Here is a 23,367-nt window from a genome sequence, read left to right as displayed (position 1 = left end):
GCCGCCCGCCTGCTGGAGTCCGGCTCCCGCTACCGGCTCGTCGACCACGGCGCCGAGCCCGGCGAGACGTGGGCGATGCTGCGCGACGGCAGCGCCGCCGGAGCCGAGCGACCGTTCCTGCTGCACCTGGAGACCGTCGACCCGGACCGCGGGTACAAGCTGCGCGAGGGCTCGTTCAGTTCGCCACAGGAGGCCCAGCAGTGGCTGGAGAACCGGCGAACGTCGCTGCCTCCGGTCGCCGACGGAGACGTCGCCGTCGTGGTCAGCCCGCAGGCCAACGCCGCGCGCACCCGTACCTCGTCCGGCCAGCGCCGGACAGCCGCTGCGGAACTCGCCCCCGCGCTCACCGCCACGGCGGCGACCACTGCTCGAAGGGCCGCGCGGTGACTACGATCACCCGGCCACTCGCCGCCTTCAGCTCCCACCCCGAGGCTCTGGACGACCTTCTGTCCGTACCGCAGCACGTGCGGATGCTCGCCCTGAGCTACCTCGGCCGGCTGGTGCGCGCAGAGGTCCGCGGCCCCCTCCTCGAAGAGCAAGGCGAGCGCGACCTACGCGGCGCCAGGAAGCTCTACCTCGACGAGGCGCTGGACTACCGGCTCGTCTACGTGGAACGCCGCGCACCCCACAACCCTCGTCATCTGCAAGGCATCCACCTGGTCGCCGTCGGCGAGCGCCGGGGGGTCGCGGTCTACGAGACCGCGGCCCGCCGCCTGCGGCAGGCCGCCAGCCACGAGGTGAAGCGCGGGATGCCGGCCCGTTTCCAGGCCGCCCTCGCCGCCTCCGCCCGGACCTCCCCGGCCCAGTCCGCCGCCTCGGTCTCCGCACCGGCCGGGGTGTCGCCGGCTGTCGCCCTCTCCCCGCCCGCCCGCCCGCGCTGACGTCGCCCAACTGCCCAACCGCACGCCTGAATCGGAGATCAACCAGTGTCGACCGCCACCGCCCCCACGCCCGTCACGTCGCAGTCCTCCACCAGCGCCGTCCAGCGGGCCGCCGAGCTCCTCTCCATCCGGTGGGCCACCCGGATCGTCCACGCGCTGCGGCAGGGCGCGGCGAGCAGCGGCGACCTCCTGGAGGCCGACCCGATGATCCCGGTGAGCAGCGCGTACTCGGTCGTCCGCGCGCTCGCCGGGGCCGGTGTCGTCACGCGGATCCCGACCGGCGCGTCCCGGTTCGACGTCGCGCTGACTGCGAAGGGCCAGGCGCTGGCGCCCGTGCACGCCTCCGCCCTCGCCTGGGCCCAGCGCTACCCCCGTCCGGGTGTGGCGGGCGAGCAGGCGCCCGAGATGATCGAGGAGGTTCTGGGCCTGCTGGCCAGCTCCCACGCCGTCCCCCTGCTGAGCGAGCTGGCTGGCAGCGACCCGATGGCCTACCCGCAGCTGGTCACCTCGCTCAATGCCCGTGACAAGGCGGCGGCGTACCAGCGACTGCTCTCTCTGGAGGAGCGCGGGCTCGTGGCCCGCAGCGGCACCCGCCGCGTCTACCGGTGGAGCGCCACCGAGGCGGGACTGGCGATCGGCCGGGTGTACAGCGACCTGTCGACTTGGACCTCCGCCGCTCACCACCCGGCCGCGCCGGCCCGGCCCGGTACTGCGCTGGCCGCCGCCGGCACCAGTGCCGTCGTCATGAAGAGCCCGGCGCAGGGCGAGCTGTTCTCCTCGCCGCAGGGCGCCGAGCGGCCGGTCAGCGCCCGGGCGGCGGCGGCCGACCTGCGCACCATCACCCTTCACATCTCCTTCTCGCACGCCCCGGCTCCGCAGCCGCCCGCCCCGCTGCTCGTCGCCGCCTCGGCTCACCGCCGCTGACGAGCCCCGCCCGACCGGACTGCCGATCCCACCCGAGGTCCATGATCACGTCTTCCCCGTCCGCCGTTCCTACGATCAGCACGTCCACCCCTGCCGGCGGTGACAGCTCCCAGCCGGTGCCTCCGGTAGGTACCAGCCGCTCCCGTGAGCGGTCCGTTCTGCGAACCCCGCACGTCGCTCCACTGCTGGTGGGCACCCTGGTGGGCCGCTTGCCGGCGGCGATGGCTCCGATCGCCGTCCTCCTGGCGGCCCGGGCCGATCACGCCTCCACCGCGCTCGGTGCCGTCCTGGCTGCCTTGTACGCGGTGGCCGGGGCGGTGGGTCAGCCGCTGCTCGGCCGGGTGGTCGACCGCTCGACCCTGGCAGCCGTCGCCGTGCCCGCCGCGGCGGTCTCGGGTGGAGCGTTCACCGCTCTGGCCTTCGTGGACTGTGCCGCACAGCCGCTGGCCGCCGGCGTGCTGTCGGTCGTAGCGGGTCTGGCAACGCCGCCGCTGGAGGCCGGGCTCAGGGCGAGTTGGAGCCGACTGGTCGAACCGCGTCACCATCACAAGGTCTTCGCCCTCGACTCCGCCTCCCAGGAGGTGGTGTTCGTCGCCGGACCGCTGCTGGTCACCGCCGTGTGCCTGCTCGCCTCGCCCGACTTGGCGCTGGTCGCCTGCGCGGTGGCCGGCAGCGCGGGCACCCTGGCCGTCGCCGCCCGCCCTCCGGCCCGCTTCCGGTCCGTAGCACGCGCGGTCCACTGGCTCGGTCCGCTGCGCTCGACCGGTCTGCTGGTCCTGCTCGCGGCCTCGGTGTTCTTCGGGGTGACGCTCGGCTCGTTCACCGTCCTGGCGCTGTCCTACGCCGACCGGCACCACGAAGGGTGGCTCGCCGGCCTGCTGCCAGCAGCTCTGTCGCTCGGCAGCCTCGTCGGCGGCGCTGCATGGGCCCGGCTCAAGCGCCCGTGGCCACCCAGCCGGGCCCTGCCCGCGGTCGGCGGCGCGTACGCCGCCGCCTTCGCCGTCCTGCTGCTGCCCGCACCGCCGTGGCTGATGATCACGGCAAGCGTCCTGCCAGGGCTGTTCCTCGCTCCGTGGCTCGCCTCCGCCTTCGTGGCCTGCAACGCACTGGCTCCCCGCGACACCGCCACCGAGGCCGCCGCCTGGCTGATCGCGGTGATCGGTCTCGGGCAGGCCGCGGGCACCGCCGTCGCCGGCCAACTCTCCGCCTCCGGCCACGCCGCCACGGCCGCCGTTCCCCTGATGGGCGCGGCTGTGGCCGCTGCCGTCCTCGGTGTGGGGCGACGTCGGCTCACCCTTCCCTGATCTCTCCCCTTTCTTCCTGGAGCTGGACTTCTTGCACAACCGCACCAACCCGGCCAAGCCCGCGCCGATCACCATCGTCTGGGACTGGAACGGGACGCTTCGCAACGACCTCGGCGACCACGTCACCGCCCTCAACGCCACGCTGCCCGGCTTGGGCGGCGAGCCGATCAGTGTGGAGACCTACCAGGCGCTCCACCGGATGCCGATCCGCAGTTTCTACGGCGACCTGCTCGGCCGCCGGCTCGGCGACGAGGAGTGGCACTCCGCCGACGAGGCGTTCCTCGCCGAGCTCGCCCGGCGGCCGGTCCGGCTCCAGCAGGGTGCCCGGCAGCTGATGATGGGCCTGCGGGCCCGGGGCGTACGTCAGAGCCTGCTGTCGCTCGCGCCGCACGAGCGGCTCGTCCGCGAGGTGGAGTCGGTCGGCATCACCGGGCTGCTGGAGCGGGTCGACGGCCGGCCGGGGCCGGCGGTTCCGAGCAAGGCGCCCGCCATGATCGCGCACCTCCAAGCCCTCGGGCCGGAGGTGGACCCGGCCCGCACCCTGGTGATCGGGGACAGCGTGGACGATGCCGTTGCCGCACACGCCGTCGGAGCCGTCCCGGTGCTGCACACCGCGGGGCTTCACGGAGCGAAGCGCCTGGCCACGGCCGGCGTGCCGCTGGTGGACACCATCCAGGACGCCGTCGCCACCGGCATCGCCATCATCACCTCGCGGCAGCTGGCCGCGGCGTGAGCGCGGACAGCGGACGCCCGATCGCCGCGTGGAGGCCCCGGGTACCCGGCAACACCGACCTGGGCAGCCGGATGGTGTGGTCCGAACTCCAGGCAGAGCGGGTCCGCGACCTGCCCGGGCACCGCACAGCGACCCTCCACGGCGCGGTCGCCGACCAGATCGCCTCCACCGCCGTCAAGCTCGACGACGTACAGACCCGGCTGGTCGCTCTCGCCGCCTCCCTGCGGAAAGACCTCCAGCGCATCGAGGCCGGCCACGACACCACCATGCCCGTCACCAACGGGATCCTGCGCAACAGCGCTCTCGACATCGACCTCCTGGTCACCCGCCGCACCGAACTGCACCGCTCGCTCACCGCGCTGATCGGCATCTACAAGGAGCTGCCCGCCTTCGTCGCGCCTCCGGCCCCGGTTCCGACGGCGAAGAAGGCAGCAGCGGTCACCCGGCTGCCCCCGCGGCAGGAGGAGGTCGGCTCGTCCACCGTCACCATCTTCAAGGGCGTGCGCGAGTCGGTCAGGGTCGTGGCCGGCGGGGCCGACGTCAAGGTCGCCACCGTCGATGCCCTGATCGGCAAGGGCCTGGTGGACCACTACGCCCGCAAGGACCTGTTCCGGGGCCACGATCTGGCCCTCACCCCCGAGGGGCAGACCCGGTACGAGGCGCTGCAACGGCCCACCGCCCGCTCGGCCGCCGCCCGCACCCGGCCGGTCGCCCTGCCCACCGCCCCGGAGGCGGCCCCCGCAGTCAGCGTCGCCGTGTCCTCGCCGACTGCCCGCTCCCGAAACTGACCGGCCCCTCGACTCCAGGCCCGCCCGTCGGGCCCGCCTCAGACCTCAACTCAGGAGAAACCATCGGTAGCTGGGACACCGGCCCGTTCCACAACGACGCCGCCGTCGGCACCGCCGAACGCTTCGACAGCCTCTTCGACAGCGAGCTGCCGCCGTGGCTCCACCGCCTCTTCGATGTCGCGGTCTGCATGCCGGAGGGCCCGCTCGACACCGACATGGCCCAGGAGGTTGTCGCCGCCGCGGCCGTGATCGCCTCGCAGTGCCCGGGCGGCAGCGACATCGACCTCAGCAGCGGCCCGCGCGAGCCGGTCCCTCTTCTGCCAACGGACCTCCGACCGAAGGCTGCCGCAGCCCTCGACCGCGTCCTCGCCCACGCCGATACCGAGGTGGACCGCTGGTACGTCCGGGAGCGAGGCGAGCAGTGGCGCGGCAACGTGCAACGGATCCGCCTCGTCCTGGTCGACCCGGCCTCCGGCCCTGGGCCCGCGGCACCCCGGCGGCAGCGGAAGGTACTTTCCGGCCAGCAGCTCCTCCAGGACCGGTTCGGCGTCGAGGACGCCTGGGACCTGCGCGAGCGGCATCCCAAGGGGTCGTCGGCGCATGCTCTGGCCGACCTGCTGGAGCGCCAAGCGGGCGAGGTGGACACCCTCGACCGGGAGCTGCGCGCCACGGCCACCCGCGCGGGCGAGACGCTGGCCCAGGTCGCCGAAGGCAAGTATGCGGCGGTTCAGACCAACGGTGTCCTGCGCTTCACCGGTGTCGAACTGGAGACCCTCGGGGCCCGCTTCGCTCTCGCCAGCCGCGACCTGCTGGACCTGGCCAACCGGTACGAGTACGCCGTCAACGCCGAGACAGACCAGGCCCGTGCCGCCCGAACTGCGGCTGCCCGGACCCGGACCACGCCCCACATCGCTGCCGAAGCGGGCCCGCCGCCGGCAACAGCCGCACCGCCCACCACCGGATTCCCCTCCCACCGCCGCTGACGCGAGAAGGACACCGCCCATCACCACCCTCGAAACTCTCGAAGACACCCGCTTCGACGTCGACGACCTCCGACCCGTCACCGCCGACGACGAGTCGAGGCTCGACCACCTCTGCCTCAGCCTGGACATGTACACCTCCCTGGCGGTCCAGCACGCGACGAATCCGCACACCGAGCTCCTCCGTGACAGCTTCTATGTCGTGCACGACGGCACCATGACCTGGCACGACGTCCCCGGCCTGGCCCAGTACGCGGCCATCCACGTCCAACGCGACCTCGGGGACGGCACGTACCGCTCTGACTACAGCCGCCACCCCATCGCCTCTCTCGCGCAGAACTGGCTTGTGGGCCGCGGCGCCGACCCGGAGCAGCTCACCGTGGACGTCGAGGAACCGATGAGCACCGACCAGGCCACCCGGGGCCTGGAGGGCTTCCTGGCCGCGTCGGGAGACCGCTTCCGGCTCGTGGACGACTACACCCACGACAGCCCGGACTTCTACAAGACGTGGATCATCGCCACCGACATCCGACCCGATCCGGGGCAGCAGCCGATCCGCGTCTTCTACGAGGACGTCGACACGGCGAATCACTCGTACACCCTGCGCCAGGGCGGTTTCGCCAGCGTCGAGGCCGCCCGGAGCTGGGTCGACAGGCTGGGGCATCCGGAGAATCCGCTGCCGCCGCTGACCGGTGCCCCCAGCGCCCGCGCCGCCGGCGCCGGGGCGCACAGCTCGGTCGCGGTCACCGTGTCGGCCCCCACCGCTCCGGTGCCCGCTACGGCTGAGGGCCGCCCCACTCGACCGCAACGCCGCTGACGCCCCCTCACTCCCTGGAAGGACCGCGTATCACCTCGCCCGACAGCACCCAGTCGCCGGCCGCCGCCGGGCCGCAGCGACGACCGCGCACGACGGCGCGCCGCAGCGTGCAGACCACGGTGCGGTTCACCCCCGCCGCCATCGCCGCCATCGGCGAGCGCGCCGCCGCCGAGCGCCTCACGATCGCCGGGTTCATCGGCAACGCCGCCCTGGCCGCCGCCGAGTGCGGCGATCCGCTCCACCGGCCCGACCGCGACTCGCGGCGCCCGCTCGTCGAAGCCCTCGACCGCGTGGCGGGCGAGCTGAACGCCGCCGTCGCTACCGTCCGCGGCTCGGGCGACGGGCCGGGTCGGGCGGCTGCGCTCGCGGTCCTGCCGGTCCTCGCCGAGCGGACGTACACCGTCCTGGACACCGTGCTGGAGGCGTCGTGATCCCCGACGTCTCCCGGGGCAACGGCATCCGCCCGCTGCTGGCCTACCTCTACGGCCCCGGTCGGCGCGAGGAACACGAGGACCCGCACCTCGTCGCCGCGTGGGACCTGCACGGCGCCCCCGACCCGGGACACCATCCGCGCGCGAGCGTCGGCCGGCTCGCGGACCGCCTCGACCAGCACGCCCAGTTGCGCGCCGCCGAGCTGGGGGCGATGCCGCCGAACCGGGTGTGGCACTGCTCCGTCCGCGCCGCACCGGAAGACCCCTTCCTCAGCGACGAGCAGTGGGCCCAGGTGGCCCACCGGGTCGTACGCGCCACCGGCCTCGAGCCGGAGGAGGGCCCCGGCTGCCGGTGGGTGGCGGTGCGCCACGCCGTCCACCACATCCACCTCGCCGCCGTCACCGTCCTGCCCTCCGGCGCCCGGCCCGGCATGCACCGCGACGCGATGCGGGCGCAGGCCGAGTGCCGGGCCATCGAGGCCGAGTGGGGGTTGCGCCGTGTCGGGATCGGCGAACGGACCAGCACGAGCTACCCGACCAGCGCCGAGATCATAAAGGCGGAGCGGCACGGTTGGAGCGAGCCCTCCCGCGTGTGGCTGCAGCGGCAGATGCAGCTGGCGCTGTCCGAGGCGGCCGACCTCGACGGCTACTTCGCCGCGCTGGCCGAGCGCGGGGTCATCGTCCGCGTCCGGCGCGGCGAGGACGCCGCCGCCGGCTACAGCCTGGCCCGCCCCGGTGACGTCGGCGCCGGAGGGCAGACCGTGCACTTCGCCGCCGGTCGCCTCGACTCCGCGATGACCCTGCCCCGCGTCCTGCACCACCTGTCCACGAAGAAGTCCGCCGAAGGAATCCGATCATGACCAGCCCTCAGAACCACCTCTGCTCCCTGGCGGACTTCGCGCACGCCCTGGCCGAACGGCTCCCGGACCGGTGGGCGGCCACCGAGCTGGACCTGCGTGACGACGCCGAGCTTCGCCACCACTTCTACTACCGCGTGTGGGACCGCTCCCGTGCCCAGGAGCTGGGGCTGGACCGCGACACCATGGCGGAGATCGCCGTGCTCGACGGCCCCGACGGACGCCGGCTCCTGGTGCTGCCCGCCGCCGAAGCAGGCCGGTCCTTCCTGATCTGCCCCCTCATCGCCTTCGACGTGCCCGTGTACACCAGCATCTCCCCGCTCAGCTCCGTCGTCGTTCCCGCCGACCCGGCGACGGCCTCCGACGAACTCGCCGGCTCGCTGCTGCCCGTCTACGAGAGCGAGCTGCGGGCCATGCTCGACCATGTCGTCGGCGTCCTGGACGCCACCGAGGCGAGCATCGCCGCGTGCCTCGCCGCCGAGGCCGAGCACTCCGGCGACCCCGAACTAGCCCAGGAGCTCTACGAGATGAGGGGAGTGCGCTGGCTCTCCCACCCGGAGGACACCGACCTGCTGCGCTGTGCCGCCGCAGACGTGCTGGCCGCTCTGGGCCTGCTGCTGGGCCACCGCGGACCGCTGTCCGAAGCCCTGGTCGGCGTCACCACCCACGTCCGGATCTACTGCGAGGTGCACGACAGCTGCGAGGCACTGATCGAGGCCGAGGTGATCGGCCGGATCCTCACCGCCGCCGGTCTGGCCGACACCAGCAGCGACATATTCGATCCGGCGATCAAGGCGAAGATCGCCACAATCGACGCCCTCCCGATCGAGCGGCAGCGGGCCCTGGTACGGGCCGCCGCCACAACCTACACCCGGCGAACCGACGCCGGCTGATCCGATCAGAAAGACCGCCTGTTGTACATCGCCTCCTTCCACGACGCCCGCGACGAACTGGACCTCGACGAGTTCGACACGACCGACCCCGAGTCCGCCCGGACCATCAACCGGCTGTTCGACTTCGAGAGTTCGCTGTGGATCATCGCGAAGCAGTGGGCGTCGGACACCTTGCGCCGCCCAGGGGCGCGGCTGCACGACTACTTCCTCCTGCTCGACTCGTACGCCGCCTACAACGAGCGACCTGGGGCTCCGCAGATCGTCGCCGCCCACTTCGACCGCGACCCGGACACCCGCACGGTCCGGGCCACCATGACGTCGCACGCGCTGATCCCGCTCGCGCAGAACTGGCTGGTGGGCCGCGGAGTGGACCAGGCCAAGGTCTTGGAGCCGGAGGGCTGGAGCGACCCGCTGGATGCCGAGACCGGACAGCTGGAGGACTTCCTGCGCGGCAGTGGCGAGCGGTTCGAGATCCACGACACCTTCAGCCGCCACGAACCGCCGTACGAGACCTGGGTGATCGCCACCGACAACGAGCAGCCTCCCGGCCCGGCACAGGTCTTCTTCTGGCGGCTGCCCGACGAGAGGAGCCCCGCATACACGGTTCGCCGCGGGCAGTTCGACAACTTCGACGCCGCGTACGAGTGGGCCCGGGACACCTCCGCGCCCCTTCCGGCCGCAGCCCGCGCCCAAGCGGCCCGGCTTCGCGCCGCACCGATCCAGCCCTCACCCGCACAGGCCCCGGCACCGCCGTCAACCTCCCCCAACACCCGCCGCCCCCAAGGCCGCTGACACCGCCCTCACCCCACTCTGGAGCTCTGGCCCTTGCCCGACACCTACCTGCCGCACCACGATCCCGACGTCGAGACCCTGGTCCGCCCCCGTTACCTCGCCGGCCCCGGCGACCGGGAGTCCGTCGACACGGCCTTCGCACCCCTGCGCGGGTCAAGGTGGCGAGTCACGGCCATCGGCCCGTACCTCACCGAGGTGATCGCCACCAGCCCGTGCCACCGCATCCGCGTCGGATACCGGCCCGACCAGGAGCAGGCGTGGCAGGTCGCCGCGGCCCTGGACCCGTTCGCCGTCCCCGCCTGGCGCGGCGGATTCAGCCGGGCCGCTCCGCCGGAGATCATCGAGGCGTTCCTCGGCCAGCTGGCCGACTCCCTCCACTACGACGGGGTCGACGACAGCACGGGTACCTTCGTGTCGCTGGAGGGAACGCTCACAGACGCCAATGAGGCTCTCTCCGAGGCAGGTTGGCCGACGTCCCGCTCCGACGGCCACTGGCTGACCAGGTCGGGCGACGGCGCGGTCGAGTACGACGTCGCTCCGCTCGTCGACCCGGCGGTCGAGCTGGCGGCCGACGTGCAGCGCGGCTTCTCCTGGCGCATCTCCCCGAGCGATCCGGACGTCGGCTGGAGTGCTGCCTTCAGCTCGTGTACGCCGCTGCACCTGATCGCCGCGGTGAACGGCGCCGTCGCCGACAGCAGCCCGGTCGTCCGCGCCACCGACGACCTGCCGCAGCGGGTGGTCGCCCGGGCTCTCGCCGAGCAGGCCGAGGTCGACCGGCGCGCTGCCGAAGCCCGTACAGCGCTGCCGACCGCCGTCGAACTCCTCGCCGATGGCGACGGCTTGGATGCGGCGGTCGCCGTAAGTCCGCTGTACCTGGCCGGGCCCGGCACGGTCGAGCGGGCGGTGGCATCCCTGACGGGCCAGACCGGCTGGAGGTCCGTGGCCATCCGGAGCGGACGGCTGTGGGAGAGCGACTGCCAGACCGTCCGCGTCGCGTACCTTCCCGAGCGGACCCGGGACGCCTGGCAGATCACCGCGCTGGCTGGCCCGCTGGGCATGCCCACCTGGAGGGCCACCTTCAGCTACAAGACGCCGGCCGAGGTCATCGGCGAGGTGACCCGGCTCGTCGCCGAGACCGGCAACAACGGGATGGCTGGCACCGAGTACACCTCACCCTTCCAGCTGGACCAGCGCGGCTGGACGAGTCTCACCGCCGGCGTGTGGACCGTGTTCAGCGCGCCGGACCCGAAGGTCAAACTCCAGCACAACTCCGCCGAGTTCGGCCGCTACGAGGAGCTGGAGGGCCAGGCCCCTCCCTCCTGGACACTCACTACGGGCATCGACGACCGGTTCTGCGCCTGGTCCGCCGACTTCACCAGCGGCACCCCGTCGTACCTGGTCACCGCTGCGGCTCTGACCGCCGTCGACCCGGCGCCGGTGATACGGGCCCGCCGGTCACTGCCCGAGACGCATCTGCCGTTCCTGCAGGTCGTCTCGCCGGGCACCGGCCGCGCCGACGCCGCCCGCTCGGGCGCCACACCGGCCTCCCGCGCCGCGCTGCCCGATCCGGCCGGCCCGTTGCGGACCGCCACCGTGGAGCGAGGGCGGCTGCGGTGAGGGACGACCTCGCCCTGGAGGCGTTCACCGAAGCGGTGGCCGGCCGACTTCCCGGTACCTGGCGGCCGGAGCTGGCGGACGTGCGCACGTCGGCGGCCCTGACCGAGGTGTACGAGCGGCTCTGGGACCTCGGGATCACCCAATGGGCCCTGCTGGAGTTCGTCAACGACCATCTCGGGATGCTGCGTGACGGCCAGGGCCGGGAGTTGGTCGTGGTCCCCCGTCCCTTGCGCACAGGCCGCTACCTGATCGCGCCGCTGGTCCCGGCCGGCACGGACCCCGGCGCGGTGGAGGACCTGACACCGTTCGGTCTCACCGTCAGCAGGTCACCGGCCCGGGCGGCCGAGACGGTCCGCCGCCGACTCCTGCCCCGGCTCGACTACGCCCTGCTGCTGGCCGAGGAGCGCGGGGTCTATCCCGGACCGCCTTCCGACGACGGGCGCCGCCGGGTCCACGCGGCCACCGCCCGGACGAGCGTGTCGGCAGGCACCTCGCCAGCTGTCGTCTACTCCGCTGGTCCCCTGCGTCCAGCCACCCCGATTGCGGGCCGAGGCCGAGTCCCGGCCCCCTGACCGAACGAGATTTGTGCCCACTGCTTCCCCTGTCTCCACCGACCCGCTCCTCTCCGTCCGGCCCGCCCACCTCGCCGGGCCCGGTGAGGTGGACCTGCCGTCCCTCCTCACCGCCGAGCACGGCTGGTTCCGCCCCTACAACTCGCCCACCCACGTCGTCCTCGTGAGCGATACCAGCGGCATCGCCCTCTCCAACGGACCAGACCCGACCCCCCTGTCCCTGAACGGGATCGGCTGGTCGGTCGGCTTCTGCCATCAAGTGCCTGCCGAGATCACCCGGGCCCTGCTCGACGAGGCCGCCACCGGCATCCGCCACGCCCCGGACCTCTTCGCCGGTACGGGCCGCCTCGTCGGCCACCACGCCCGCGCGGCGTTGCTCGCGGCCGGCTGGTTCGGCCACCAGCGGGACGGCTACGAGCTCGTCTCCGCGCCCGACCGGCACGCAGCGCTCTCCTTCCCGCTGCAGGCCCCCGGCAGCGAGGTGATGCTGACCGGCGCCGCCGAGAAGGGCACGTGGACGGTGCGGTTCGGCGCGACCGCTCCCGAGTCGCTGCTGACCGCCGCGACCGCCGCCCTTCTGGCCCCGGTCGTCCGCCGGGCCGGGCAGCTCCCGGCGCGGCACCGGAACCTGCTGACCACCCAGACGCTTGCCGAACGGCCGCCGCGCACCGGACGGTCCGGCGCGGCTCGCGCCCGGAGCACCGCGGCCCGGCCGGTGTCCACCGCGTTGCCGCTGTCCGACCGGCCGCGCACCGGCAGCAGCGCGTCCGTGCCGGTTCCGCGGCGCCGCCCGTCCTGACCCCGCCCCCTCGTGCTCCTGGAGATCTCGCTGCCTGCCGATCCCGACATCGACGACCTGGTCGCCGTCCGCCCGCTGGAACTCGCTGGCCCCGGCACCGCGCCGTTCGACCTTCTGCGCCACCTCGCTGCCGAGTACCAGTGGCGAGTGGTCTCCGACGGCGAGAACCCGCAGTTGGAGAGCCCCTGCGGACGGCTGCGGCTGCAGCACGGCGACTTCCTGTCCGGCAACCTCCTGCTGGCCGACAACTGGATGCTCACCGCCCGCGAGTCCCCGTCCGCGGAGTGGCTGTGGTGGGCGTGCTTCAGCCCTCAGACACCGCACGAACTCACCTACGGCTTCGTGCTGGAGACCGCCCGGCGCCTGGGCAGCGAACCCGACAGCGTCCTGGTGCGCCGGGACGTGGCCGACGACGCGGGAGAGCTGCTCGCCAATACCGGCTGGCAGGAGATTGAACACCCTCTCCCCGGCGTTCGCATGACCACCCCCACCGGCAACACCGGCGCGGCCCACACCTTCGAACTTCCCGAGCGGGCCCTGTCGTTCAGCATGAACAACACCAGTTCCGAACTGGCCTGGTCGATCTCCATGTCGCCCCGGACACCGGAGGTGCTGCTGCGCGTCGCCGCGACAGCCCTGGTCGAGGACTCAGCGGTGCGCAGCCACGGCGAGATCCCCGCCCACCACCGCGAGCGGGTCTCGACCGCGCCGGCCAGCACCGCCCTCCCGCCACGCTGGACGACGCTGCTGCCCGGCCTCGCCGCCGAAGAGGCGCACGCGCCCGCCGGTTCGGACGAGGCCGGTGCTGAACAGCCCAGCCCGCCTCCGGCGTTGGTCGCGGTCACCCCTCGCCACTACGCCGGGCCCAGCGTCGACGCCGTCGACCGGCTTCGGCACCGTCTCGAGGCCGAGGGATGGGTCGGCGCAGAGGGCGTCCTCACCAGCGCGTGCGGCCGGCTGGGCGTCGCCTGGCCCACCGAGTCGGACAAGCCGCGCGGCTGGGGACGCGAGCGGACGTACGCACCGTGGCGGGTCTGGGGCACCCAGCACCGCGGCGCGGGCGTCGCCTGGCGGGTCACCGGCTGGCGCCTGGTCCCCCAGGAGATCTTCGAAGGTCTGATCGGCGAGGCGACCGTGATGCTGGACGAAGCCGACAAGGCCGGCCGGACACCGTTCGAGTCGGGCGCCCTGGCGCTGGGGTTCCTCCCGCTGGCAGCAGCGGGCTGGACCAGCGAGGTCACCCCCAAGGGCGCCGCCACCTTCGAGTCGCCCGACGGATTCCTCAGTGCCCGCTGCGGACCCCCGGACGCCCTGTACGAACTCCGCGGCCGACCGGCCGCCCGCATCTCCTGCCGACGGGCGCTCGGATTCTGGGAGGTCGAGATCAGCGCGAACACCCCCTCCCGGCTGGCCGCAGCCCTGTGCCGCGACGCCGCCGACCCCCGGCCCCTGATCCGCAATCCCGATCACCTGCGCCTGGACGCCACCGACCGGGAGGTCGTCGTCGTCACCCCGGTCACCGCGCAGTCCCTCACTACCGCTACCGGCCGCCGGGCCGCCGCCATCACCCGCTCGCTGCCCAGCCTGTCCACCACGAGCACCAGCGCGCCCGCCGGCAACCCGGCCGCCGCTCACCCCGCGACCGCGGGTGCCTCACGGCGGTGACCGCCGACGGAGCCCCGGACGACGCGGCGCCGTTCCGCCCACCCCTTGTTCTTGGAGACCGACCTGCCCACCGACACCGACGAACTGGTCGCCGTCCGCCCCTTGGAGCTGGCCGGCACCGGCACCGCGCCCAGCGACCTGGGCGACCACCTCGTCTCCGCGTACGGGTGGGAGCACGACCCGGACAGCACCCCCGAAGAACTCCTGCTCGTCAGCCCCTGCCGCCGCATGGCCCTGGAGCGCGGCGACTTCCCCCTCGGCCGCCGCATCCTCCAGAACCACTGGAAGCTCTCCGCTTACGACAGCGGGGAGCAGGACGCCACGGAGCTCTGGTGTGCCTGGTTCAGCCCCAGGACGCCCTACGAACTCACCCACGGCCTTGTCCTGGACGCCGCCGGCCGACTCGACAGCGATCCAGCCACCGTCCTTGCCGACCGCAGGGCCGGTGACGACATCGCGCGGATCCTCTCCGACGCCGGATGGACGATCAAGCAGGGCCCCTGGCGGACGTTCATCCACTCGCCCGGCGCCGCCACCCTCCTGGTGCCCTCCCACCCGGAGCGCATACTCGCCTTCAGCCTGGGCAACACCCGCTCCGACCTGGCGTGGGAGGTCATCGCCTCGCCGTGGGCTCCCGAGGCGTTCCTGCGCTTGGCCGCTGGGACGCTGGCCTCGGACGCGGCGCTGCGCCGCCGCAGCGAAATCCCCGCCCACCACCTGGCCCGCGTCACGATCGAACCCGCCGCCGTCGCCACCCTGCCGCGATGGCGCCCCCAGCTGGCGCCCCCGACCGACCTGGAGAACCCGCTGCCGACCACCCCCGACCGAACCGCCGTCGAACCGGCCCTCAGCCCCGAACCCGGACCGGAGCTGGTCACCGTAACCCCCCGCCACTACGCCGGCCCCGGCCGTGGCGGCGCCGAACAGATCAAGGACCATCTCGCCTCCCAGGGCTGGACGTTGGGCACGAACTCGATGACCAGCTCGTGCGGCAGGCTCGGCGTCGCCTGGCCCGACGGCACCGACACCCCGACGCGGCAGAGCGCCGCCTGGCGGGTCTGGGGTGCCCAGCACCGGGGAGCGAGCGTCGCCTGGCGCATCACCAGCGGCGACCTTGCCCCGCCCGAGCTGATCGCCGGCGTAGTCGACGAGGCGCTCGCCATGCTGGACGAAGCCGGGCCGGACTCCCGCCAGCCCTTCCAGGCCGGAGTCCTGGCCCTCGGTCTCCTGCCCCTTGCCGAGGCGGGGTGGCAGAGCACCGTCGAGCCCCGCGGCTCCGTCTCCTTCCGCTCGCCCGACGGCTACGTCAACGCCCACTGCGACGTCCCGAGTGCCCTCCACGACCTGCGCGGAAAGCCCGCCGCCCGGATCAGCTGCTACCGGGCCCGCGGGTACTGGATGGCGGAGATCAGCGCGAACACCCCCTCCCGCCTCGCCGCCGCACTCTGCCGCGACCTCGCCTCCCCGGAGCCCCTGCTGCGCAGCACCACCGGCCTCCACCTTGACGCGACCGACCGGAAGATCGCCGTCGTCACCCCGGTGAGTGCCGAGGCCCTCACTGCTCCGGCCCAACGGCGCACTGCGGCCCTCGCCCACGGCACCCAGCTGCCCCGCTCGAGTGCGGAGCCCGGCACCGCCGCCACCACAAGCACCCTGGTCAGCGCCCCCGCCCCCAGCCAGCGGCGCTGAACTCACCACGTAGAGACGACCATGACCGACTCCCCGCAACCCGCACTCCTGGACAGCCGCCGCCTGCTGAACGCCGCCTACGAGGGCCTGGGCAGCGCCCCGGTCGCCGACCTGCTGGTCGCCGCGAGCCGGACGCTGGAGCCGTCCAGGGGCTGCTTGGCCCTCGCCGACGCCAGCTTCCGCCTCGCCCAACAGGTGTACCCGCGTCCGCAGAACCCGCTCGACCCCGCCGTGCTGACCGCCTTGGCCAACGCCGACACTCTCAAGGGCACCGCGCAGCTGGCCCGCTTCTGGCGGGCCCTCGCCACGACCGCCGGCCCCGGCGAAATGGTGATCGAGCTACCGGAGTTGCCCGCCCCCACCCCCGGCCCGAAGCAGCAGGCAGTCGCCTGGCTGCACAACGGACACCTCTTCTCCCGCTTGGGGGCCGCGTCGTACACGGCCCTTGAGGTGGCCCTCATGGCCGCCATCGACGACGAGGCCACCCTGCCGCGGGCCCTTGCCAACCTGGGACCGACGGTCTGCGGCATCGTGCCCGAGGGCCCGAACCTGCCGACGGCGTGGTCCGCCACGATCGAGGCGACCGCCCGCCATGCCGTCGCCTCCGCGTACGGGCTGCCCCGCGAGGCCGGCCTGCTGGACGCACGCATCCCCGAGATCCTGGCCGATGCCGCCCGGGCGCCCCAGCGGATCCAGGCCGAGCTGCTGGAGGACGCCGCCGGCGCGTTCCGCTACGCGAGCGACGAGTTGTTCACCACTCCGGCGGAGAGCCGCCGCGCGGAGGCGGCTCGTACGCGCACCACGGCCAGGCGCCCAGAGGCAGCCCCGCAGCCGGCCTCGGCTGCACCGCGGACGCTGCCGCAGCAGCGCCGCGCCCGCTGACCGTCGAGTCCCGCCCCCGGAACACGGCTGGAACCGGCCGCCCGAACCCTCCAAACCCCGAACCGAACACCACGGAGAAGTCCTGACCTCGCATCCTCTCGACTCCGCCCAGGGGCCCTCGCCCGTCCACGAGGCGGGGGCGCCCGCAGTGCGCACCGCCCAGCAGTTCATGCCGATCCGGCGCACCGCCACCGGCGAGATCACCACCACCGGCTACAACGCCGCCGCGCTGCGGATCCTAATCGGGGCCGGCTTCGAGGAGGCTCCTGGCTGCTGCTGCCCAGCGACGGAACCCAGCGCGGACCGGACGCACGGGCCTGCTCGGCAGCCAGCGAGCTGCCCGTCGACCTCCACCCCGTGAGCGGGCCGGCCTCGCCCCCACGGTCTCGGTGAACGTCCCGCCCTTGATCCGCTCCGAGAGCGGCCCCGCCATCCCAGCACGTTGCCAACCCCGCCCGCCCGCGAACCCGTTGGAGGTTCCTCGCTTTGACCACACCCGCACCGCCCGTCAAACCAGCACACGCCAGGCCCGGCGAACTGCGGGCCAAGGTCGCCAAGTTGCTGGCCGACCGGCCGGCGGACCCGCTCACCATCGGGGAGATCTCCAAGGCATTGGGGCACTCCCACGGTGCTGTCCAGCAAGCGGTCAACACGCTGGTTCAGCGCGGAGAGGCCGACCAGCTCGGCACCGGAAGGCAGTTCCGCGCGAACGGGAAGACCGTCTCCGCCGCGGCGGTCGTGGTGATCAGTCCACCGGGCACGCACTCTCCCCGGGCCCAGGCGGCCACGGCCCGCACGGCCCCGCCCGCACCGAAGACGCCCAGGCAGGTCGGTCCGATCCGCCGCGCGGGCGGCCAGCTCTACCACCCCCGGGAGCTGGCCTCCCTGCCCGACGTCGAGGCGCTGGCGCGGCTGCGTGCCGCCGACGTGCCGGTGCTGCTCTACGGTCCCCCCGGCACCGGCAAGACGTCCCTGGTGGAGGCCGCGTTCCCCGATCTGCTCACCGTCGCGGGCGATGGCGACACCACGGTCGGCGACCTGATTGGCGATTACACGCTGGACGACAGCGGGGGCTACGTCTGGCAGTACGGTCCGCTGGTCACCGCGATGACCGAGGGCCGCGCCCTGCTGATCGACGACGCCACCCTGATCTCGCCCAAGGTTCTGTCGGCGATGTATCCGGCGATGGACGGGCGCCGCCAGATCCAGGTCAAGGCGCACAAGGGCGAGACCGTCACGGCCGAGCCCGGCTTCTTCGTGGTCGCGGGCCACAATCCGGGCGTACACGGGGCGATCCTGACGGAGGCGCTGGCGTCCCGGTTCAGCGTGCAGATCCAGGTCGGGACCGATTATGACCTCGCCCAGGCGCTGCGGGTCGATGCCCGGGTGGTCCGGGTCGCCCGGCACCTCGCCGGCCAGGTCGAGCTCGGCGAGCTGGGCTGGGCCCCCCAGCTGCGGGAGCTGCTCAGCTACCAGAAGACCGAGGCCGTCCTCGGCCGCGAGGCCGCGTGGGCGAACTTGATCGGGATCGCTCCTCTGGAGGACCGCGACGTCGTCGCCGCCGCCGTCAGCAAGATCGCCGGCGTCAAGAACGTCAAGCCGCTCACCCTCGGCCGACAGCTCCCCGCCACCACCGCCCCGGCTGCTCAGCAGCCCGCCGGACCCGCGAACCGGGGCCGCCAGCGATGAGCGCCCATCACCACGTCCAGTCCCCGGCCACCGCACCCGACGACGCCGCCGATCTCGCGCGCTGGGACGACGACGGCGCCCCGCCCGCACAGCCCCGGTCCTCCCCGGCCGCGTGGCTGCGCGTGGGAGCCGAGCTGGGTGATCGGCTGGTCGCGCTGTCCGGCCGCCAGGACCTGCTCGTCACCTGCCGCCCCGGCACCCGCAGCGGCGCACCGGCCGCCTATTTCCCCGGCCTGGCGGAGGTCGAGTTCGACGCCACGCTGTTCGAGCCTCTCCAGCCCCACGAGGTCCATCCGCGGATCGTAGGCGACGAGGAGCGCTATCCCGCTGCCTGGGGAGTTTTCGTCCACGAGGCGGCCCATGCGGCCCACTCCGTATGGGTGGAGCCGACCGGCGCGGACCCCCGCGTCGTCGAGGCGGCGCTCCTACTGGAGGAGAGCCGTGTCGAAGGCGCTCACCTGACCAGGCGGCCGATGGACCGCACGTACCTGCGCACCAGTGCCCGGACCCTGGTCATGCCCGACATCGCCAAACCCGCCTTCCAGGGAATCGAGCAGGCCGCCGGCGTGGCGGCCCTGATCCTCGGCCGCCGTGACGCCGGTATCCTGGACGGCGGCGAGACCAAAGCCGTCGCCGATCTGTGCGAACAGGTGCTGGGCGCCGACCTGCTGGCCACTCTCACCGGCATCTGGACCGCGGCCCACCGGTGCGCCGACCACGACGCCACCACCATGCTCGCGCACGCCCAGGACTGGTGCGACGCCCTGGACACCGCTGCCCCCGCCCTGCCCGCCGCGCCGGAGGACCTCACCGATCTGCTGTCCGGCGCCGTGGTGGTCGTCATGGACAACATGGCCGCCAACGACGCCGCCGACCTCGCGGCACGGACTGCCGCAGACAGCGCCGTTGCCGCGCGGTCCAAGGCCCAGGCCCAGGGCCGCGCCCAGCAGGCGGACCAGCGGCGCAAGGCCGCCGCCACCGCCAAGTCGGTCTTCAACTCGCGCAGCGCCACCGTCAGCCCCGACGGCACACCGATGCCCTCCAGCAACCCGGTCACCGGCACCCGCAGGCCCACCGCCGCCGAGCAGAGTGCCGCCGCGCGCCTGAGTCGCGCGCTTCGAGCAGCGGCCTATCGGGAACGGACCGAGGAGCGGACCACCAGCCCCACCCCGCCCGGCCGCCTCAACATGCGCGCGGCTCTCGCCCGTGACGCCCAGCGCGCGAGCGGGTCGGTGCCCACCGCAGAGCCGTTCACCGCCACCCGCCGCCGCAACTCACCCACCCCGCCGCTGCGGGCGGGGATCGCCGTGGACGTCTCCGGCTCCATGTCGGCCGCCTGCGGGCCCGTCGCATCCGCTGCCTGGATCGTGGCCCGCGCAGCGGCCATGACCGGCCCCGACTCCCGCACCGCCACCATCGCCTACGACGCGCATCTGACCGCGCTGACCCGGCCCACCCACCGGGCGCCGGAGCGCGTGACGACGTTCAACGCCAGCGGTGGCAGGCACAACCTCGCCGACGCCATCGATGCACTCGACCACGGCCTCGACCTCAGCAGCCCCGGCACCGGCCGCCTCCTCGTGATCGTCACCGATGCCCGCTACTTCGGCGACGAAACCGCCAACGCGGTCACCCGCATCAACCGCCTCACCAAGGCCGGCTGCGCCGTACTCCAACTCACCCTCACCAAAGAGTCCCTGCACCTACCAGGGACCACGCTGCTCCACCTGCCCCGGCCCTCCAGTGCCCCTGCCGCCATCGCCCAGGCCGCCACCGACGCCATCCGCAAAACACGCTGAGACGCCGACGGAGGCGTTGGGCTTGGTGCGGCAGACCTCGCCGCCAGGTTCGCCGGCCTCCCGATCCGGACCGGGGCCGACCGCCCCGCAGTCCCCTTCCCCAACCAGGCCGGCGACCCTCCGCCGCGCCACCCCCGCCGACACAACGCGCCTGTGCCCGGACCAACTCGGTCCGGGCGCAGGCGTGTTCGCCTGCGGCAGACGAACCCTCGAACGGACTACGCAAATCGGGGCAGTCCAAGTCAACATGGACGACCCCGCAGCGCCTGCCCGAAGGAGGCCCCCTCTGTCCGTCGTGATCTCCGCCCCCGCTGTCCGCGGTCCTCGGCCCGGCGACGCCATCCCGCACCGAACCTGGCCGCTCGGCGAGGGCAACCCCAACGCCATCAGCGCCTTCCTCTACGAGCACGGCTGGTCGTGGGTGATCGACGCCGAGGGCGGCCTGCACGCTGCTTCGCCGTGCACCCAGGTCTACGTCGGCTACCAGCCGGACAACCGGCACGTCGACACCTGGATCATCGCGCTGGACGGTACTGCCCGGCAGCCCGGCTGGCGGGCCACGTTCAACCGGCACACCCCCGCGGAGCTGGTCATCGACCTCCTCACCTCCATGGTCAACCGCTCCACCCTCCGCCCGTCCACCACCACCTCGTCGACCTCCTGAAAGGACGCGCCATCCCCCGCACTCCCCGCCTGTCCGCCCGTCGCTTCCTAATGTCGTTGTCAAGCCGCCGTGGTCACTGGAGGTGTGACGTGGTAGCACCGTCGGTCACGGATCAGGGCCCAGAGAACGTTGACCCGTCGGCGGGCCAGGGCCATCACGGCTTGGACGTGCCGCTTGCCCTCCGCGCGCTTGCGGTCGTAGAACTTCCGCGAGTTCGGGTCGCACCGGATGCTGACCAACGCGGAGGTGTAGAAGACGCGTTGGAGTCTGCGGTGGTAGACGGTTGGCCGGTGCAGGTTCCCGCTGACCTTGCCGGAGTCGCGGGGCGCCGGTGCGACGCCGGCGAACGCCGCCAGGGCGTCCGGGGAGGCGAAGCCGTCCAGACCGCCGCCCACGCCGGCCAGGAACTCGGCGCCGAGCACGATGCCGATACCGGGGACGCTCTCGACTATGCCGGCGAGTTCGTGCTCTCGAAACCGGCCCTCGATGAGCTTGTCCATCTCGGCGATCTGCTCGTTGAGGGCCATCACCCCCTCGGCCAGGGTGTGGACCAGCCTGGCGATGGTCTTCTCCCCGGGGACGGAGGTGTACTGGCGCTCGGCGGCCTCGACGGCCGCCTCGGCGAGGGCTCTGGCGTTGCGGACCTTGCGGTTGGCCAGCCACTTCGTCAGCCGTGCGACGCCGGTGCGGCGGATCGCGGCCGGGGTCTGGTACCCGGTCAGCAGCTTGAGCGGACCGGTGTTGGTCACGTCCAGGGCCCTCTCCAGGGCCGGGAACATGCTCAGCAGAGTGCCGCGCAGGCGGTTGACAGCCCGGGTTCGGTCCTCGACCAGGTCGGCCCGTCGGCCGGTCAGCAGCCTGAGCTCGATCGCAGCCTCGTCACCGGGACGGACGGGCTGCAGGTCGCGCCGCATCCGGGCCTGGTCGGCGATCACGTAGGCGTCGCGGGCGTCGGTCTTCCCCTCGCCGCGGTAGCCGTCGGATGCCCGGTTCACCAGCCGGCCGGGGATGTACAGGACCTCCTGGCCTTGCGCGACGAGCAGGCTCAGCAGCAGGGCCGGCTCCCCACCGGTCATGTCGATCGCCCAGGTCACCCGATCGCCGCCGGCCAGGGCGAGAACATCGCCGATCAGCTGCAGCAGCTCGGGCTCGTCGTTGGCGACCCGCCGCGACAGCAGGGTCTTGCCCTCGGTGTCCAGGGCCAGGCCGTGGTGGTGGCCCTTGCCGCTGTCGATCCCCGCCCATATCCGGCTCATCATGCTCCTGACGTGCGTGTTCGTGCTGTTCGTACCACGGACGACCTCGCCGGCATTGCTCTACTCAGCGACTTGCTCGCACTTCCTAATCGGCGGCCGAGTCGTCGTGGGGCACCGGGCGGCAAAGCGACGCAAGCCACGAAACGGCAGCCGCCTGATAGCCACACCCAGCACCCCTGGGCGACCCAACCTTACGAATGGCTCGATCAACCCGGCTCAGAAGGTAGAGCCGCCTGACCTTCGCCGAATACCTGATCAGCGCCGCCGCCGTGGGCCTTACCTTCCACGCCCTGCTGGTCGACGAGCAGGCCGCCACCCGCATCGGCCTGCTCCTGATCGCTCTCCAGCTGATCGTCGCGCGGGTCCTGCTCGTACGTGTCCCGGCCGTGGCCGAGACGTCCGGGCGTATTCCCCGGCAGCGCCGCCCGCACCGCTGAGCGACACCTCCCTCGCATGCCGCCGTGGCCCGGCCCGGCGGCCCAGTCATCGACGCGCACCTCGCGTCGAGCACCGCGACCACGGAGGCCCGTTGGAACCCGAGACCCTCGATCTGCGCGGCGACCGCGTCGGCATCGCCCGCGCGTTCGGCACCGCCTACGGCCCCACCAGCAGCGCGGGCGAGCGGACCCGCTACCACGTGCTCGCCTACCTCGCCCCGTCAGACCGCTACCTGCTGGCCGTCGGCAGCATCGACGGAACCCCCGCGCGGCACCACCCCGGCGAGGGCCGCTGCGGGTGGAGCACCGCCGATCAGCTCGCCGAACTCGTCGTCGCCCACCTGGTGCGCGCCGACGGCGGAGGCCGGACCGTCTGCCACCACCACGTCGTCCCCGGTGCACCGGACCGGCCGTGCCGGGCCTGCCGGATCCGCCCGCCCCGCACCGACTGTTCCTTCTTCTCCCAATCCCGCTACGCTCCACTTCCCCAGGAGGCTCCGTGACCACCAGCCCGAACATCTCCCGCCGCGGCCTACGCCACGCGGCGGTCGCGTTCATCACGCTCACCGCCGTCTCCGGTGCCATCGCCGTCACAGCGGGCCTGCGGCACGACGGCGCCTGGGCCGCCGTCGAACTGACCGCGTGCGGCGTATCCGCCCTCGCCCTCTACCGTGTGAGCAGACTGCTCGACGCTGACGCCGACCGCTCGGTGCTCACCGGCCTCGCCTCCGGCCCGGCACCCGCCGACGAGCTTGCGGCCGGCCTCGGGCTGCGAGTCGCCGTCGTACGGCTCAGCCTCACCCGGCTGCTGAACTCCGGCCAGGTGCTCCAGGACGAGCACGGCGGCTTCCGCCTGCTCGACCGCTAGGTGAGAGCCCTTCGGGGCAACGACGACGGG

The 23,367-nt window shown here is 73.2% G+C and carries 25 protein-coding genes and 1 pseudogene; 25 read left to right on the top strand and 1 reads right to left on the bottom strand.

The features are described from left to right. From BI06_RS11870 to BI06_RS11765, 22 genes and pseudogenes are all read left to right on the top strand, one after another. A pseudogene (locus BI06_RS11870) lies at window positions 1-387 on the top strand (hypothetical protein); the annotation flags it as partial. Beyond that, the gene (locus BI06_RS11865; RefSeq protein WP_051740819.1) at window positions 384-881 is read left to right on the top strand and encodes a hypothetical protein; all 498 of its coding nucleotides are present in this window, start codon (window positions 384-386) and stop codon (window positions 879-881) included. The pseudogene BI06_RS11870 and the gene BI06_RS11865, both read left to right, overlap by 4 nt. 45 nt (window positions 882-926) lie before the next feature. Next, on the top strand, window positions 927-1,805 hold the full coding sequence (locus BI06_RS11860) for a helix-turn-helix domain-containing protein (RefSeq protein ID WP_033825862.1): 879 nt from the start codon (window positions 927-929) through the stop codon (window positions 1,803-1,805). 41 nt (window positions 1,806-1,846) lie between these two features. Further along, entirely contained in the window at window positions 1,847-3,109 is a 1,263-nt protein-coding gene (locus tag BI06_RS11855; RefSeq protein ID WP_082527256.1) for an MFS transporter, read from the top strand. 31 nt (window positions 3,110-3,140) lie between these two features. Beyond that, a complete protein-coding gene (locus tag BI06_RS11850) occupies window positions 3,141-3,842 on the top strand; it encodes an HAD family hydrolase (protein WP_051740817.1) in 702 nt (233 codons plus the stop codon). Continuing rightward, window positions 3,839-4,630, top strand: coding sequence for a hypothetical protein (locus tag BI06_RS52360; protein ID WP_033825861.1), 792 nt, complete (start codon window positions 3,839-3,841; stop codon window positions 4,628-4,630). Before BI06_RS11850 ends, BI06_RS52360 begins: the two co-directional genes overlap by 4 nt. Beyond that, complete coding sequence (locus BI06_RS52355) at window positions 4,627-5,613, top strand: DUF4259 domain-containing protein (protein WP_199520561.1); 987 nt, start codon at window positions 4,627-4,629, stop codon at window positions 5,611-5,613. Before BI06_RS52360 ends, BI06_RS52355 begins: the two co-directional genes overlap by 4 nt. Before the next feature lie 127 nt (window positions 5,614-5,740). Continuing rightward, a complete protein-coding gene (locus BI06_RS11835; protein WP_051740815.1) occupies window positions 5,741-6,427 on the top strand; it encodes a hypothetical protein in 687 nt (228 codons plus the stop codon). Between the two features lie 107 nt (window positions 6,428-6,534). Then, window positions 6,535-6,858, top strand: coding sequence for a hypothetical protein (locus tag BI06_RS11830; protein ID WP_051740813.1), 324 nt, complete (start codon window positions 6,535-6,537; stop codon window positions 6,856-6,858). After that, window positions 6,855-7,718, top strand: a complete 864-nt coding sequence (locus BI06_RS11825) for a hypothetical protein (protein ID WP_051740811.1) — start codon at window positions 6,855-6,857, stop codon at window positions 7,716-7,718. Before BI06_RS11830 ends, BI06_RS11825 begins: the two co-directional genes overlap by 4 nt. Beyond that, entirely contained in the window at window positions 7,715-8,608 is an 894-nt protein-coding gene (locus tag BI06_RS11820) for a hypothetical protein (protein WP_051740809.1), read from the top strand. The genes BI06_RS11825 and BI06_RS11820 overlap by 4 nt, the downstream gene beginning before the upstream one ends. 21 nt (window positions 8,609-8,629) lie before the next feature. Beyond that, the gene (locus BI06_RS11815; RefSeq protein ID WP_033825859.1) at window positions 8,630-9,400 is read left to right on the top strand and encodes a hypothetical protein; all 771 of its coding nucleotides are present in this window, start codon (window positions 8,630-8,632) and stop codon (window positions 9,398-9,400) included. Between the two features lie 33 nt (window positions 9,401-9,433). Further along, a complete protein-coding gene (locus BI06_RS11810; RefSeq protein WP_033825858.1) occupies window positions 9,434-11,017 on the top strand; it encodes a DUF317 domain-containing protein in 1,584 nt (527 codons plus the stop codon). Then, window positions 11,014-11,589: a hypothetical protein gene (locus BI06_RS11805; RefSeq protein WP_033825857.1), complete on the top strand. Its 576-nt coding sequence runs from the start codon at window positions 11,014-11,016 to the stop codon at window positions 11,587-11,589. Before BI06_RS11810 ends, BI06_RS11805 begins: the two co-directional genes overlap by 4 nt. A gap of 13 nt (window positions 11,590-11,602) precedes the next feature. Continuing rightward, a complete protein-coding gene (locus BI06_RS11800) occupies window positions 11,603-12,388 on the top strand; it encodes a hypothetical protein (protein ID WP_033825856.1) in 786 nt (261 codons plus the stop codon). 12 nt (window positions 12,389-12,400) lie between these two features. Then, entirely contained in the window at window positions 12,401-14,053 is a 1,653-nt protein-coding gene (locus BI06_RS11795) for a DUF317 domain-containing protein (RefSeq protein WP_033825855.1), read from the top strand. Between the two features lie 51 nt (window positions 14,054-14,104). Continuing rightward, window positions 14,105-15,742, top strand: a complete 1,638-nt coding sequence (locus BI06_RS11790) for a hypothetical protein (RefSeq protein ID WP_149030348.1) — start codon at window positions 14,105-14,107, stop codon at window positions 15,740-15,742. Between the two features lie 21 nt (window positions 15,743-15,763). Then, on the top strand, window positions 15,764-16,624 hold the full coding sequence (locus BI06_RS11785; RefSeq protein WP_033825853.1) for a hypothetical protein: 861 nt from the start codon (window positions 15,764-15,766) through the stop codon (window positions 16,622-16,624). A gap of 169 nt (window positions 16,625-16,793) precedes the next feature. After that, complete coding sequence (locus BI06_RS53370; RefSeq protein ID WP_033825909.1) at window positions 16,794-16,985, top strand: hypothetical protein; 192 nt, start codon at window positions 16,794-16,796, stop codon at window positions 16,983-16,985. Window positions 16,986-17,161: 176 nt separating this feature from the next. Beyond that, window positions 17,162-18,313: an AAA family ATPase gene (locus BI06_RS11775; RefSeq protein ID WP_233289448.1), complete on the top strand. Its 1,152-nt coding sequence runs from the start codon at window positions 17,162-17,164 to the stop codon at window positions 18,311-18,313. Beyond that, window positions 18,310-20,112 carry a hypothetical protein gene (locus tag BI06_RS11770; RefSeq protein WP_033825851.1) on the top strand — a complete coding sequence of 601 codons (1,803 nt, stop codon included), beginning with the start codon at window positions 18,310-18,312 and terminating at the stop codon, window positions 20,110-20,112. The genes BI06_RS11775 and BI06_RS11770 overlap by 4 nt, the downstream gene beginning before the upstream one ends. A 295-nt stretch (window positions 20,113-20,407) precedes the next feature. Beyond that, window positions 20,408-20,776, top strand: coding sequence for a DUF317 domain-containing protein (locus tag BI06_RS11765; protein ID WP_043467772.1), 369 nt, complete (start codon window positions 20,408-20,410; stop codon window positions 20,774-20,776). Between the two features lie 59 nt (window positions 20,777-20,835). Here the strand turns inward: BI06_RS11765 and BI06_RS11760 are convergent, their stop codons facing one another. Continuing rightward, complete coding sequence (locus tag BI06_RS11760; RefSeq protein ID WP_043463675.1) at window positions 20,836-22,032, bottom strand: IS110 family transposase; 1,197 nt, start codon at window positions 22,030-22,032, stop codon at window positions 20,836-20,838. A 269-nt stretch (window positions 22,033-22,301) separates the two neighbouring features. Between BI06_RS11760 and BI06_RS50590 the strand changes: the two genes are divergently transcribed. From BI06_RS50590 to BI06_RS11750, 3 genes are all read left to right on the top strand, one after another. Continuing rightward, a complete protein-coding gene (locus BI06_RS50590) occupies window positions 22,302-22,469 on the top strand; it encodes a hypothetical protein (RefSeq protein WP_158515666.1) in 168 nt (55 codons plus the stop codon). Window positions 22,470-22,561: 92 nt separating this feature from the next. Next, window positions 22,562-22,972: a hypothetical protein gene (locus tag BI06_RS11755; RefSeq protein ID WP_033825838.1), complete on the top strand. Its 411-nt coding sequence runs from the start codon at window positions 22,562-22,564 to the stop codon at window positions 22,970-22,972. After that, a complete protein-coding gene (locus tag BI06_RS11750) occupies window positions 22,969-23,337 on the top strand; it encodes a hypothetical protein (RefSeq protein ID WP_033825837.1) in 369 nt (122 codons plus the stop codon). The genes BI06_RS11755 and BI06_RS11750 overlap by 4 nt, the downstream gene beginning before the upstream one ends. Window positions 23,338-23,367: the final 30 nt, after the last annotated feature.

This window comes from Kitasatospora sp. MBT66 (assembly GCF_000710405.2).
Classification (GTDB): Bacteria; Actinomycetota; Actinomycetes; order Streptomycetales; family Streptomycetaceae; genus Kitasatospora; species Kitasatospora purpeofusca.
The sequence above is the reverse complement of the archived record's forward strand: the minus strand, read 5'-3'. Positions and strand labels throughout refer to the sequence as shown.

Bases quoted from the DNA above. Each gene is read 5' to 3' on its own strand.
- BI06_RS11855 (WP_082527256.1), top strand. From the start codon at position 1,847: ATGATCACGTCTTCCCCGTCCGCCGTTCCTACGATCAGCACGTCCACC.
- BI06_RS11835 (WP_051740815.1), top strand. From the start codon at position 5,741: ATGTACACCTCCCTGGCGGTCCAGCACGCGACGAATCCGCACACCGAG.
- BI06_RS11820 (WP_051740809.1), top strand. From the start codon at position 7,715: ATGACCAGCCCTCAGAACCACCTCTGCTCCCTGGCGGACTTCGCGCAC.
- BI06_RS11785 (WP_033825853.1), top strand. From the start codon at position 15,764: ATGACCGACTCCCCGCAACCCGCACTCCTGGACAGCCGCCGCCTGCTG.
- BI06_RS53370 (WP_033825909.1), top strand. From the start codon at position 16,794: ATGCCGATCCGGCGCACCGCCACCGGCGAGATCACCACCACCGGCTAC.
- BI06_RS11770 (WP_033825851.1), top strand. From the start codon at position 18,310: ATGAGCGCCCATCACCACGTCCAGTCCCCGGCCACCGCACCCGACGAC.
- BI06_RS11760 (WP_043463675.1), bottom strand. From the start codon at position 22,032: ATGAGCCGGATATGGGCGGGGATCGACAGCGGCAAGGGCCACCACCAC.